7 protein-coding genes and 1 pseudogene are annotated in these 14,511 nt (G+C 65.7%); 3 read left to right on the top strand and 5 right to left on the bottom strand.

All coding sequences use genetic code 11. From position 1 onward, the window contains the following. The first annotated feature begins 104 nt into the window (after positions 1 to 104). Together FHY05_RS08825 and FHY05_RS08830 are read left to right on the top strand one after the other, a co-directional pair. Positions 105 to 4,187 carry a hypothetical protein gene (locus FHY05_RS08825; RefSeq protein ID WP_183943980.1) on the top strand — a complete coding sequence of 1,361 codons (4,083 nt, stop codon included), beginning with the start codon at positions 105 to 107 and terminating at the stop codon, positions 4,185 to 4,187. Then, positions 4,184 to 7,738 (top strand): hypothetical protein, encoded by a 3,555-nt coding sequence (locus tag FHY05_RS08830; protein WP_183943981.1) that lies wholly within the window; start codon positions 4,184 to 4,186, stop codon positions 7,736 to 7,738. Before FHY05_RS08825 ends, FHY05_RS08830 begins: the two co-directional genes overlap by 4 nt. A gap of 1,102 nt (positions 7,739 to 8,840) precedes the next feature. On the opposite strand, the gene FHY05_RS08835 is transcribed toward FHY05_RS08830, so the two are convergent. The 5 genes from FHY05_RS08835 to FHY05_RS08855 form a co-directional block, all read right to left on the bottom strand. Next, complete coding sequence (locus tag FHY05_RS08835) at positions 8,841 to 9,041, bottom strand: hypothetical protein (RefSeq protein ID WP_183943982.1); 201 nt, start codon at positions 9,039 to 9,041, stop codon at positions 8,841 to 8,843. Between the two features lie 718 nt (positions 9,042 to 9,759). After that, the gene (locus tag FHY05_RS08840) at positions 9,760 to 9,996 is read right to left on the bottom strand and encodes a hypothetical protein (protein WP_183943983.1); all 237 of its coding nucleotides are present in this window, start codon (positions 9,994 to 9,996) and stop codon (positions 9,760 to 9,762) included. 176 nt (positions 9,997 to 10,172) lie between these two features. After that, the gene (locus FHY05_RS08845; RefSeq protein WP_183943984.1) at positions 10,173 to 11,027 is read right to left on the bottom strand and encodes a Crp/Fnr family transcriptional regulator; all 855 of its coding nucleotides are present in this window, start codon (positions 11,025 to 11,027) and stop codon (positions 10,173 to 10,175) included. 385 nt (positions 11,028 to 11,412) lie between these two features. Then, the gene (locus FHY05_RS08850; protein ID WP_183943985.1) at positions 11,413 to 12,891 is read right to left on the bottom strand and encodes a sensor domain-containing diguanylate cyclase; all 1,479 of its coding nucleotides are present in this window, start codon (positions 12,889 to 12,891) and stop codon (positions 11,413 to 11,415) included. Between the two features lie 198 nt (positions 12,892 to 13,089). Next, on the bottom strand, positions 13,090 to 13,806 hold the full coding sequence (locus FHY05_RS08855; protein WP_183943986.1) for an IS6 family transposase: 717 nt from the start codon (positions 13,804 to 13,806) through the stop codon (positions 13,090 to 13,092). 52 nt (positions 13,807 to 13,858) lie between these two features. Between FHY05_RS08855 and FHY05_RS08860 the strand changes: the two are divergent. Next, a pseudogene (locus tag FHY05_RS08860) lies at positions 13,859 to 14,149 on the top strand (transposase); the annotation flags it as partial. Between the last annotated feature and the right edge of the window lie 362 nt (positions 14,150 to 14,511).

Below are 14,511 nucleotides of genomic sequence, written 5' to 3' on the forward strand. Positions count from 1 at the left end.
TCGGGGAAGGCAGTGAGGATGGAACGCCGCGCGGCAGATCGCGGACAAGCGGATGTCGGCAGAGTGTGATCTGGCGCATGGAGCGCCACGTGGGAGGAACGGGCATGCCACGCTTCGACCAGCCGGGGGTTGCCTCATGGGGACCGGACCGCCTCGACGTGGTCCTGCGTTCAGCGTCGAGCACCCTGCTCCACGTCTTTCGGGAGGGCGCGACCACCACGATGCTGGACATGGGTGGCGCGATCGCCGGCGCGCCGATGGCGGTGACCCGGGGAGCGGAGCGCCTCGACGTGTTCGCACGCGACTTCAACCAGAGGCTGCTGTGGTGGAGCTGGTCGAAGGAGGCGCGCGCTCTCGTCGGCCCACGCGCCCTTCCTGGATGCATCGCCTCGGATCCGGTCGTGGTCGCGCTGGGTACGGAACGGATCATGATCTTCGCGCACAGCATCGATGGGCCGCTACGCTATTGGGCGTCGAGCGTCGACGACCAGGGCGCCGAGGATTTCGGCCCGCCTCGGATCAAGGACGAGGATCCGATCGCACGCCCGGCGATCGTGTCGCGCTCTCCCCACGGCGTGGACGTGGTCGTCGGGGTCGGTCACAGCGGCACTCCCGAGTGGTGGAAGTACGTCGACGGGGCCTGGAAGGCGCCGGTCCTTCTGCCTGGCGAGATGCCCGAAGCGCCGACCATGCTGACGTCTATCTCAAGTAGCGGCAACTTCCCGCGCCTGGACGTCTACGTGCGAGGGCAGGATGGGAGATTGAAGCACTGGGGCTTCGGCTTCTTCCATGCTCCGGGCTCGCCGAGTGGCTGGTTCGGTCCGGAGGCCAGCGTCCCCGAACCGTTCCTCACCAAGCCGTTCCCCATCACCACTGGCGACGACAGCATCGAGCTGCTCGCGCGCGGCGGTGACGGAACGCTGGTACACTGGTCGTGGGACGCCCGGGCACGGGCCTGGGGGCGACTTCAGCCCGGCGGGGAGGCGCTCCAGTCCGACCCGGCGGGCGTCTCACGCGCGGCGGGCACGATGGACGTGTTCGCCTGGGCGGGCGACCGCTCGCTGCACCATTGGACCTTCGCCGCCGGCACCTGGGCCGTCGAGCAATGGACGCTCGATGTCGTGCGCCCCACGCCATTGGAGGACGAGCTCGCCGCTGGCCTGGATGACACGCCGCCGGAATATCTCATCGTGCGCGCGGCTGATCAGCTCGTCCTCGGCCTGACCGCGCCGGGCTTCGTGCGCGACCCCGATGGGGCCCGATTGATCGCGCAGGATCCGGACGCGCGGCTGATCGTGACCTTCCCACCCCAGCATGTGGTGGAGGGGGTCGTAAACGGCGACGACTCGTTCCCGCCGGCTGCCGTCAGCCCCTCGCGACTGTCCGGCCCGAGCCGCATCGGCTTCACACCGGCGGCCGGCACCGTCGTCGGGCTGTCCACGACAGGCATCCTCCAGGCGCTGACCACCGCCACGGTGAGCGTTGATCCCATCGTCACGCGCGTGGAACTGCCCTTTGGCCTCGCCTTCACGCCGGGAGCACGCAACGCCGAGATCCACGCGAAACATCCCATCGAGCCGCTCGACGTGGCGGGCGCCAACACCCTGTGGCGCACGGACCTGCACGCCGATAATGCCGGAGACCTCGGCTTGATGCACGTGGTGGCGGGCCGGACCGACGTCTTCGAACCGCCACTCGGAAAGGCCGAACGCTTCTTCATCAAGGTCCAGACCGAACCGGCTCTTGCCCGGCGCGTCTCGCTGACCAGCATCGGTGGGTCGCTCGACGCGACCGGGCGCTGGCCGCACTTCTCGTGGGACCAGCGCATCGTCCTCGGTCGCGATCAGGAGGTCCGGACCGCGGTGGAGGGCGTGCTTTTCCCGACTGGGCATCGCGCCGTCTACGAGCAGGTCACACGACGCAGCGGCGGCGAGGCGACCGCGGTGCTCCGCAAATCGAGGCAGCTCATCGTCCTTGAGCCCGTCCGCCGCCACGGCGACGCCACCTCCACGCCCGCGCTGATCAACAGCTTCCCGTTCGATGGCGTCGAGATCATGACGAGGCGCTTCACGGATATGGATGACGCGTCGTGGCACACCGTCCCCCGCGAGGCGCTGACCTTGGCCGAGGCCAATGACACGCTGGCGCAGATGGACGCTCAAGTGGCCGCGCTGACGCACGCAGTCTACGGCGGCGAAGGCGTGTACATGGGCGGTCCGGTCGTCGAGGATCGCGCCGCCGCAGGAGACGAGGCGGCATCCGAGTACGTCGGTTGGCAAGCGGCGCGCGCAGCGCAGAGCAGGATCGTCGACCTGATCGTCGAACTCGGCCTCGGGACGGAGGATCACGAGGTCTTCTTCCAGCCGCACACGGCCGGTCAGCCAGTTCCCTTCCCGATCCGCTGCTTCGGCGCTGGTCCCGATGTCCACTTCAACTTGAAGATGTGGTTCGTCGCCGACATCGACATCGCCGGTGATCTGCGCGCGCCTCTCCACTCACTGGCCGATGCGCGCGTACTAGCGGCCGTTGAGCAGGCGCATGCCGAGAACGACGACGGGATCGTGGAGCTTCCCGGCGTGCCCATCGATCTGGCTCCCGAGCTTCCGGCGCAGATCGGCGTGACCCGATCGGATCCCGCGGTCAACGTGCGCTTCCAGGAGGTACGCCGGCTCAACATCGTGGGGAATGCGCTGGATCGCGGCTTCCTGCCGACGCTCGGCCTCCCGCAGCTTCCCAACGTGCCACACCTTCCGGCCGATCCGCGCGCCTGGGCGGCCGAGGTAGGCATGGCGAGCCTGCGCTCGCTCCTCGACACCGATCCGGCCGTGCGCCTCCGCTACGCGGCCGACTATGCGGCGTCGCGCGTCAGCCAGGTTCCGTTCGGCATCCTCGGCCGGGTCGTGGCGGACGGGGCCGTCGAGCAGTTGAAGCTCAACTTCGCCGAGGCGAAGGATCGGGTCGGCGCTCTCGCGGCGCCCAACATGGTCGCGGACGGCATCTCCCGCGCGCAGGGCCTCATCAACGTCGCCGCGCAGGTGGCGAGCGACGCGCAGGGCATGCTCGACCCCGGCAAGCTGTTCGACGAAGGCGCCTCGCTGTTCGGGTTTGATCTGCGCGACCTGGTCACCAACATCAAGGTACCGCCCGAGATCAAGACGCTGCTGCTCGCCGGCGGCCCCCCTACGGTCGAGATGAACTGGTCGGGCATCGAACTGAAGGCCACGCCGGCGGACAAACCCGTCTTCGTCCCCGACGATGCGTCGAGCCTCTCGATCAAGGTCGTGAACACCTCGACGAAGAGCGAGACGACCTGCACCCTCGGCGGCTTCGGCCTCAACATGCCGCCGGGCGAACCCCTCATCAACGTTCACTTCAGCGGCCTGGAATACAGGCAGGTGCTGGGCGAAACGCCAACCCTCAAGGTCGGCAATCTCACGGCCACCCTGGTCGGCAAGCTCGCGTTGCTGCAGGTGCTTCAGGAGCGGGTGGGCCTGGGCGACAAGCTCCCGAACGTACACGTCACCGCATCGCAGGCCGACGCTACCTTCCAACTGCCCGTTCCCGACGTGCAGGCCTTCTCCTTCGTCATGAGCAACCTGCTGTTCAGCGCGGGGCTCACGGTGCCGTTCACTCCCGACCCGGTGGCGTTGCGGCTGGGCTTCGCCTCGCGAGAGAAGCCCTTTACCCTGACCGTGCTGATGTTCGGCGGTGGCGGCTACGTCGATCTGGAGCTGACCTATCAAGGCCTGCGCCGGCTCGAGATATCGCTACAGTTCGGCGCCGCCATCGCGTTGAACCTAGGTGTGGCGAAGGCGGAGGTGCACGCCTTCGGCGGCATCCGCTACGCGTTGCTGCCCGATAGAAGCGTGTCGCTGACCGGCTACATTCAGATCGGCGGAAGCGTGGAGCTGCTCGGCCTGATATCGGTTGCGATCGAACTGAGGGTCGAACTCGATTACCGTTCCGACAACAGCCTCGTCGGCCGGGCCAAGCTCGTGATCGCGGTCGATCTGACGCTCTACTCGCACCGATTCGAGCTGGACAGCGGCGAGTGGCGGATCTTCGGCGGTCCTGCCGGACACGCGCGCCTCCGGGCGTCGCCCCGGCGCTTCGTGGAGACGGCCGCGCTCGAGGACGATGCGCCGGGCCTCGAAGCGTGGCAGGCCTACCGGAGGAACTTCGCGTGACGACAACAGAGATGCTCATGGTTGCCGTCCCCAGCGGCGCGGTGAGGGATGGCGTGGCGCGGCTTCGACTCCTCTTCGTGCCGCGGCTCCGAGCCGACGCGACGTCACCGCTCTCGGCGTACGTACTGGACGACTGGCCGACGCTGCTGGTGAACGCGACCTTCTCCGCACAGACGTCGGCCGACGGTGGCGCCGCCACCTCCCTGCCCGTGCGCCAGCCCGCCGCCCGCGGCGACAGCGAGACGTGGCGCGCCTTCTTCTCCGCCGACATGCCCGTCGATCCATGGCAGCCGCAATCCTACCCGGAACCTCATGTCGACGGTACGGCGACGAAGGCGTCGCGCGTCGCGTCAAGCTATGCCACAGCGGCCCGCTCCTACGTCGACCCGGTGAAGGATGCCGCGACGGTCGTGCGTGCCGAATATGCGACCTGGACCGACGCGGATCCCGTTGCCCCCGACAGCGGGTTGACGCCCGAGGAATGGCAGGTGCCGGACTTTCATCGCAGCGTGTCGATGTTGCGCGAACACAGCGCCGTCCTCATCGAGCTCGGCCTCATCGTCGAACTGTCGATCGCCGCCGCCGACCTGCCACGCTCCCCCGTCGTCGGGCCACCGCGACGCGTCGCCGTGGACTGCACGCTCGGCGCCGGCGCACCGCCGATCACGTTCACGGCGATGTGGACCAACTATTCGTTCGACGGTGCACTCTTCCTCCCCTTCGCCGCGGCCGACAGCGACCTCGCGCAGGGCATGGTCGACCTCGGGGGCGCGCGGATGGTGAGCGCTCCTGACGCTCCGATGGCGAGCAAGTGGTGCGTCGCCACCTTCGACGTCGACGGCGCGGTGGGTCGTCTGCGCGACGGCGCCGCGACGGCGGGCGCCAGCAGCGATATGGCCGACGGCGTGTCGCTGCCCGCGCTCCACTCCACCGGGCCGACGCTCCTTCGCGCCGGGCGGCAGGCGGAGTTCGGCCGGCGCGCGGCACGGGGGCGCGCCGGCATGCTCCGGGTTGCGATGGACGAACACGTGCTCGACGCCGACGATCTGGTTCTGGGCTATCGGGTCGACGTTCGCCCGCAATCGCAGGGCGACTGGGTGTCGTTATGCGAACGCAGCGCTACCTATACCGTCGACGGCAGGACGATCGGAACGGCCGGTGCCGTCGAGGACGGGCAGGTCAAGGCCGATGCCGTCGCGTTGGGGAGCGACGGGAAGCTCCAGACGAGCGAGGTGGTCGCGCGGTGGAGCGGATGGAGCCTCGCACGCGCGCGACCGGTGCTGGACGGAAGCGGTGCGGTGCCCGGCGCGGCGAGCCGCCTCCCCCTTCCCTTCGCATTCGACTGGACCTTCGGGGCTGCGCGACCTCTGCCACAGCTCCGCTTCGGCAAGGCCTATCGCCTGCGCCTGCGGGTGGCGGACATGGCCGGTGGCGGATTGAAGGCGGACGAGCTCACCGGCACGGACTATGCGACGGGCACGATCATCTACCGCCGACACGAACCCATCCCGCCACCGGAGATCGCGCCGCCGCCCGATCTCGTCGCGCCCGAGCCGCCCGCGGACGCGCCACGGGACGAAGCCCCCAAGAACCCGTTCGGCACCGGTGGCACGATCGACCGCCTGGTTCTGCGCAGTGACCCCGCCGACATGAAGGACGTCGCTGCCTTCGTCGCGGAACATCCAAGCTATCCCCACAACGATCGACGCTGGCTGCTGCCCCCGTCCACATCCTTCGCGATCGCCGAGCAGCACGGGCGACTTGACGGCGACGATGCGGCGACCTGGTCTAGGGCGCGTCGTGCGATGGCGGCGCCGCAAGCCGCGACGGATGGTACCTTCAACTGGCTGCACGATCCGGCCGCGTTCGGCGTCGCTGCGTTCGTCCGCAGAAATCCAGAGGGCTTCGAGGTGGGGGCGACGGCCGACATCGGCTGGGGCGAATGGCCGAGACTCACTGGCAATCGGCTGCTCCTTGCTGCGCAGTCCGACGGCGAGCCGTTGCTTGTGTGGACCGCGGACGAGAGTGGCGCCGTGCTGACGGTCCGCCTGCCGCCCGCCGCGGACATCGAGGTCGAACTCTCATCCTTCCCGACATCGGACAACATCGACGATCTCGAAATCACGAGCTGGCTGGCCGAGACCGCGCCGGACGTCGCGGTGGTGGACGGGCGCCACCCGATGGTGACGCCGCCACGCGTCCTGCGCCTGGTCCACGCGGTCCGCCGGCCGTTGGGAAAGCCCTCCGGAGCCTTCGAGGTGACGCGGACGCCGGGCGCCACGGTCGCGGTGCTGACGGCGGCTACGTCCACTCCCATGATCGGCGTTCACATCCCCAGCACCGCGCAGTTGGACGTCGCCGCGAGTTGGGACGAACTCGTCGATTATCCCGCCTATGCGCTGGACGGGCTCGCCCCGGACGCTCCCATGCCGCCGCCGACGCGACGGACGGACCTGTTAGCCCCACTGCGGCTTGATCGGGGGATCGCCGTGCTTCCCACGCTGAACCACGAGCTGGGCGACACCGCGCACCGGACGATCAGCTACGTGGCGACCGCGATCAGCCGCTTCGCGAACTATTTCGACGATGCGCCCGGCTCCGCGTTCGCGAACGTCGGCGACTCCCTCGTCACTCACGTCCCCAGTGCGGCGATCCCTCTGTCCCCCATCATCCTGGCGGCGGGCCCGGCCTACGCCTGGGAGACGGTGGATCCCGCGGCGGCCGGTCTGCCGGCCGGTGCCATCCGTCGACGCCGTCATGGTGGACGGCTCCGGATCGAACTAGCACGGCCGTGGCACAGATCCGGCGCCGGCGAGCGATTGGCGGTTCTGCTCGCCGCGGACGGTGCGCCGTCGGATGGGCGGGCCAGCCGCATTTTGCGCGATCCAATCTGGGATACGGCGCTGCCGGCCTCAAGACTGGACGCAGGCATGTTCGCCGACCCGACCTCCGCGATACCGCTGACCATGGACGACGGGACGCCCGTGACCGCGATGCCCTGCGACGTGGTCTACGATCGGGCGAGTGGGCGATGGCACGCCGATGTCGCGCTCCCGGGCGCGGCGGCGGAGAGCTATGCGCCCTTCGTCCGCCTGCGCCTGGCCCGGTACCAGCCGAACAGCCTGGCGGGGTTGGAGCTGTCGCCGAGCATCCTGACGGACTTCCTCCCGCTTCCGGTCGATCGGACGGTGACGATCTTGCCCGCCATCGGTGGGTTCGACGTGACGTTGGAGGGAGTTGCACCAGCCGGTCCTCACCTCAATCGCGTGATGACCGCAGTGGAAGAAGCTGATGGTGCCGCTCCAGCAGATGGGCTGCTTGCGCTGAAGGGAGGGGGCGGTGCGTGGACACGCGTACCAGGGAGCGAGATCTCAGGTGCGCTCAACCAGCCGATGCGGGTGTCACTTTCGCCAGCGGCGGCTGGACGCCGCCGTCGCCTCGTGCTGCGAGAGGTGGAGACGCTCGACCTTCCCTTCGAGCAACCGATCGACGACGCGTTCCGCTCCGAGCTTCACGAGCGCACGGTGTTCCTCGATATGTTGGGATTATGATGGAGGGGAGCAATTCAGGTGTATTCGAGGTAGCCGCCTGCGATCTGTCTCATGATCGCTCGATGTGCCGACACGCGAAACATTCCCCTTCACCATCGGCGATTTAACGAACTGCTGCTTTTAGTCGATGGTGCAGGCAAGGAAGCCTCCGGTGCCGCAGGCGGGATCTCGACCTCGGCTATTTCTCGTCCGCGCCGGGCGACACTGTGTTTCCTGGGTTGGCCGGGGCGAGCTATTGTCAGGTTCCCGCGGGCTCCTCGGTGCTTTGGGACCCGGGAGCGGAGGATCTCTGCGGATGGCTGAACTTCAAACCAACCTATGATTATGCGCCGCCGGTGCCGGAGCCCGCGACATGGGCGGATGCTGACCGGCTGCGCCACGATCGGCGCGGCGTTGCGACGGCGCCGACGCCACGTCGCGATGGCCTGACGCTGGAGCGGTCCGATCAGGTTGGTTCATTGCCGTGAATCGATGTTGGCGCACCGTGCAGAGATGGCCTGAAGGTCGGTGACGCCGGGGTAACATGCGCGGGAAGAGCCTTAGTGGCTTCGACCCAGAACCGGTCATCCAGGTGCCCCTCCCCGCTTCCCAGCTCCGGCCGCTCGTTCATCTCGCCGCTCGAGCCTTCCGGGCGCTTCACGTAGCGTCGGGCTGGCCTGATGGCAGGAAAGCGGACGTTGCGGCTAGTCGACGCAGACGCCGCCTTCGGGTGAGACCTTGCCTTCCTCGACCGTCGCATAGCAGCCGAACGTAGACCGTTCTGCTTCGCAGACGCCGAGGGCAGGTGCTCCAGGTTCAGGGGCTGACCCGGGTGAGCCGGCGATCTCTAGAATGCATTGGCCTTGGCAATCAAATTTGCCTGAGCAGATCTTGCCCCGTCGGAATACCGGAACTGACAGAACGGGTAGCCGAAAGGGCCACGACTTTCGTATCCGCCTTGCGAGACGCAGCTCCGGCTCTCTGACGCATTCAAGCGCTTGAGCGGCCGGCTGCAACTGCCGATCCCGAGGATCGCCAGCATGAGCAGGGCCGTAGCGGGACGGAAGAGTGCGGATCGCATCGAGCAAACGTGTCATACGGACGAGATGTCGGCAATTGGCAGTTAGCGGAAGGTCTGCTTCTTGCGTGCGCGATGCTCTTGATAAGCTGCGCATAGGAGTAGCAACGACAGGAGGAGGATGGCTCGCACAGGGAAGTGATCGAGAGCGAAACTAAAGCCGCTATCGATCCAGTCGGACAGGTACTGTCCTGCTAGCACAGGCAGGCCGATCTTGAAGGCAAGGTGTCTGAGACGACGCTGCATCAGCCCACCTTAAAGCGACGTGGCTCGGCCGCAATGAGGTTCGGCGGGCAATGCCACCGGATCGGGCTGAATGGCTGCCTATGGGCGTTACCGGACGTGCCCTCCGGATGACTGCGGCGGAGGTCATCTCCGCCGCGTTCAAGTAAGCCGATCCGGCCCGACCTTCACCTCGACATCGACCCGGCTAACGGCGTTCGTCGTCTGATCTCGCAGGTGGCGATGCGCGGGGCCGAGCTCGGCCGCCTTTCCAAGAGAATGCTCACGGCGGAGCGCGCTGCCGACTTCCGCGCGGCCGAGTAGGTGGTGTGTCGCTCGTTGCCTTCGCTGCTGCCGGCGGCATCGGATATCGAGATTTAGAATGATGGCATGCCGCCATCACGACGGCTTCTTACAACGCCGCTTAGATCCAGGTTCAAAGCCTAAGTGGATCAATCACGCCGGTTCCGAGCACCGCGGCGGAGGTTGCCTCCGCCACGGTCAGCGCATGCGACGCCGGCCACCGGTCTCAAGATGGGCCGCACCACCTGCGAGCAGGCAGTCAAAAATCTATCTCGGCTCATGCAACTAACAGTAATGAATTGCGGCGGCCCCGTGTGGCGAGCCCGCTACTCCGTCGCGCATTGCGGATCCCGCGGCTACTGTCTGATCTATACCCCTAGCTCTTGATCTCACGCCATCATGGAGGGGTAGATCGCGGCGGGGGTGACCTTCGCCGCTATCACACCAGACGGTCCCCTCCAACGTGCAGATCCACATTGAATCGCTTGGCAAGCCCCGTCTCTTCGTTTCGTATCTCACAGGTTGCGGCTAGCGCTGGCGGGAGCACTTCGCGATCGAACAAAAACGCTAATGCCGTCTGCACCGCAGACCTTCGTGCTGCGGCGTAGCTCTCATGACGCTCGATGCCCTCGCTGGTCGCCTCGTCGTCTGTGATGCTGATGCGAAATTCCGGCATGCGCTAATCGTATGTGGCCCGATTTCGATTCGCCGTAACCCAAGAGTAACTCAGGTGCGAGCCTTGACAGCGAGGTGGTATAGCGGCGGAGATTGCCTCCGCCCCGATCTTCGCCAACGCGAGCACAGCGCCGGGTATTTCCCCCGCGTTTACGGTTGTCGGTTTACAACGGAAGTTCAGTTGATCGAGGCTCCCGCCGCCAAGCCGTGCAAATAACGAGGATCGAACCCGCCGATCGCTGCGACCTTCGACCAGCTTGGGATCGTTATCCTCCGGCCGTCCGGCTTGATGAGCCCGGCGCGACGAAGCGAGCCAAGCATGCGGTTCACGTGCACATCGGTGAGGCCAATGGCGTCGCCGATCTGTGCTTGGATCATCGGTAGGACGTAGTCGTCTCGCCGTCCCAATCCCGCTCGTTCAAACCGGTGGCCTAACTCGCATAGTAGGTGAACCAGTTTAGCTTCAGCGCTTCGGCACGCCAGATTGATAACCCATTGCTCAAGAACGGAAGCTTCGATCGCCATGTCATGCCAGAACGCGAGAGCCAGACCGGGATTGGCGACGATCACCGATCTAAGCTGTGCGTAAGGAATGCGAACGATCGTCGCCGGCGTCAGAGCTGTCAAGCTCCAGCGGATCGCCGGCAGAAACGCTGACTCCAAGTCGGCTATGTCACCGGCCATGTAGACAGCAGTGATTGCCCTTTTGCCAGAGGGGCAAAGGTGAAAGCGCCCGATCATTCCCTTGGCAACCAAAGTGACGTTCATATCGCTGCCTGGAAGGCGTGTGATGTCGCGGTAAGCCCGCACAACCTTCACCTCACCATCTAGGCCAGCAACAGCTTCGATCTCTGTTGAGGAGAGCTTCGAGCTTAACTGAAGCCGCGCAAGGTAGCGCTCAAGTGCTCTTTGACGAATAAACGGCTCAGGTTCTCTGGCACCATCAGTCACCGCCCGCTGAGGCGGCGGAGTCAACCCGTCGATAACCGCTTGAGCGGTTACGTTGCGGCCAAGCTCAGGCTCTTGCGTCATCCTGACCAGCGTAGGCCGGTGGCGCTCCAGTCTCAACTCCGAGGTTCATATGCTCACGATCACCGCGGGGCCGCGCGCGGCCCTGAACGAGCAGATCTGTCCCTATGGGCAGTACCTTCGACAGCGACCAGACACTCGCTCCCTTAGAATGGAGGCACGACCCAGAACCGGACGCTGACGGGCTCTTTGAAGCTACCCAACTTTGGCCATACGTTCATCTCTGGGCAGGAGCGGCGCCGCGAGGATCCATGGGCATGATGGCGACGGGGGTTGCCGTGACATCGTCTTCCAGCGAGGTGAGCGACTCCTGCACGACGCTAACGAGCGCCGGCTTGAGCGCATGAACAGAAGCGTGCCGACGCAGGTGCCCAGCAAGCGCGATCCCTCAGCAGCTGTGAGGATCACGCCTGATAACCTCCTCGCGTCCCGCAATTGCAGCGACACCTCGCTGCCGAGCCTTTGCGCGATAAAGGGCGTCGTCTGCTGCTTTCAAAAGCGCTGATCGGTTGCGCAACTCCTCATCGCAGAGGCAGGCGCCGATCGTAGCGGAGACCTGGATAATGTCCCCGCGATCGGTGACTTCAAGTCGTAGGTCTGCAAGTAGCCGGCTCAAGCACCCCGGCAGGCGATCGCTAGTGTCACCTCCCATCATGAGGACGACGAACTCGTCACCCCCGACACGGGCGACGAAGTTCGCGCCGAGATAGTCGGCCCCCTGCAGCTTCCCTGCCATGCGCTGCAGCACATCGTCCCCTGCGGCATGGCCGAGCCGATCGTTCACTTCCTTGAAGCGGTCTAGGTCGATGATAGCCAATGCGAACGGCAAAGGCGGGCTGTCACCCGCGGTGTTGAGCAGCTGCTCTACCTCAAGATTGAACGCGCGGCGGCTCGGCAACCCCGTCAACTCATCAGTTCGCGCGGCGGCGAGTAGGTGGCGTTCAAAGTGATGCCGCTCCGTTATGTCTTGGATGACGCCCATAATCGCGACGCGCTCGCCGCCGCGACGATCGATCTCGCCGAGCGTCCGCACGCGGCGCACGACGCCGCGGGCGTCAGTGAGGTCCAGCTCCAGGTCCCATGGCGTGCCGTCGCGGGCACAACGCTCGATCGCGTCGTTCAACAGAGCTCGGTCAGGCTTTGAGTAGAAGGAGAGCGCCTCGGCGAGTGGCTCGTCTAAGTGCGGCTCAAGAGCATGAATGGCGTAGGTCTGCTCGGACCAATGAACGTGTCCGGTGGGAATCTCGAGCCGCCACGAGCCAATCCGCGCCATCCTCTCGGCATGAGTGAGCAGGCGTTGCGTCCGCGCCATCTCGTCGAGCGCATCCTGTCGCTCGAGGACGAGGCGCAGGCTGTCTCGGCTAAGCCGGCGAGCGTCAATCAGTGCCTCGACCACCCGCGCCATGCCGGTGAGCACGGCGAGCTTATCTGCAGCAGGGCTATGCGGCCGATCGTCCGCCACGCAAATGGTACCGATAGGCAGCAAAGCTTCACAAGTCGGGTCCTTCACCCGCAACGGCACACCAGCGTAGAAGCGGACGTGAGGCGGTCCAACGACCAAGGGGTTGTGCGCAAACCGTTCATCGGCGTGCGTGTCAGGAATCACCAGCAGGTCGTCGTTCGCGATCGTGAGCGTACAAAAAGACACCTCGCGTGACGTCTCGGACGCGTCTAGGCCGCAGCTCGCCTTGAACCACTGCCGGTTAGCGTCGATGAGCGCGACATAGGCGATCTTGCAGTCGAACAGGTGCTGAGCACCGGCGACAATGGCGTCGAACTCAGCTTCGGGAGGTGTGTCGAGCAGCTCGAGCGCGCGCAGTGCGGCTAAGCGCGCGTCTTCTCTATCGATGTGAGCCAAATGCGACATTGCGCCATTATGAACCTAATCAGCTTGGCGGTTGGTTAACATCGCGTCCTGCCATCCAACCGGTTTGAGCGGCTATATCAACGTCGGTGGCATGTGTGCTGGGGCCGTGTGTCAGCAGCTCAACGATGCGCGCCGGTGCTGTCAGTCTAACGCGAACTCGTCTCTACACGATGCACCTCGCCCTCGGCTCGCGTTGGATCAGCCGACGAGCGCCTGCCACTCTGCCAGCGCCGCGGAGCGGCGCTGCTTGTAGGTCTGGCGGTCGACGAGGTGGCGTTCGTGGTTGAAGTGGTTGTGGACGTTGGCGTGAACTGAGGCGAACTTCTGTAGCGTTCGCATCTGCCGGAACCGCTGCATCGCCCGCTCTCGTCGCCTGAACGGCAGGTGCGAGTTCTCGACGCGGTTGTTGGCCCAGCGACCCAGCTCCTGCTTCTCGCGATTGCCGAGTTCGGTCAGTGCTGCACCATAGGAGCGCAGACCGTCGGTCGTGATCGCCTCGGGCGAGCCGTGGCGCTTGAGCGCCCTCTTTATGAAGGCGAGCGCTGCCTTCTTGTCGCGAGTCTTAGTGACGTAGCTCTCGAGGATCTCACCCTCGTGGTCCACCGCGCGCCACAGGTAGACCTTCTCGCCGTTCAGCTTCACGTACATCTCGTCCAGGTGCCAGCGCCAATGGCAGAAGCCGCGCATGCGGCTCACCCGCTGGCGCCGCACCTCGCCCGCGAACAGCGGGCCGAACCTGTTCCACCACAGCCTCACCGTCTCATGGCAGATGTCGATCCCGCGTTCGAACAGCAGGTCCTCCACGTTACGCAGAGACAGCGGGAAGCGCACGTACATCAGCACCACCAACCGGATCACCTCGGGTGACGAGTTGAAGTAGCGGAACGGGCTGGCTGGCTTCCGCGGGCGGGGCATTCGCTTCCCTACCCCAATCACCTGCGAGGGTGCATTAGCTTTGACAAAGCCCGCCGCCTGGCTCGGTCTCGTTCCTCGACAGCATTCGAGCGGCGGCAAGGAACGGCTTGGGCGCACGACCAGGATGGGCGAGCGCAGCTTGCGGCGCCTGCTGATCCTCGGGGCAAGCTAGGCAACGAAGGTCGCGGCGCGCCAGCCCGATAAGGCCAGCGCGTGGTTGGCAGGCATGCTCGCGCGCAAGCCGCGCATGCTGGTCACCGTCGCGTTCGCGACCAAGATGGCACGGATCGTCTGGGCGCTGATGGCGCACGGCGGCACCTACAGAGCTCCGGCCGCGGGGTAACCGCCAAGGCTTGAGGCGTCAGGGACGCAGGGAAGGTCAGCAGAGAGAAATGGCGCAACGGTCAGAAGACGGGGTCGGGAAAACCAGTGAAATGACCAGGCGCCCTGAGCGCGCAAAAGCGATCTGGACCCGATCCGCGATCTCCATTCAGGCCAGCAGCCGTGATGAAGGCTGCATCGACAGGCCGGACACACGGAAGCACCTGAACCCGCGCTAAAATCTCTTCAACACCCTCTTGCATCCGAAGGGGCGTCCACACACGGTCGTTCCGGGCGCCTCGCCGGCCCCCCAGATTCGGTCGCTCGTTAGTCTCAGTGTTCAAGGTTCCTAGGCCCTTCGCGCAATTGCCTGGATGGCCTGCA

Origin of the sequence: Sphingomonas sp. BK580 (assembly GCF_014194975.1) — a bacterium.
In the GTDB taxonomy this organism is placed as follows: Bacteria; Pseudomonadota; Alphaproteobacteria; order Sphingomonadales; family Sphingomonadaceae; genus Sphingomonas.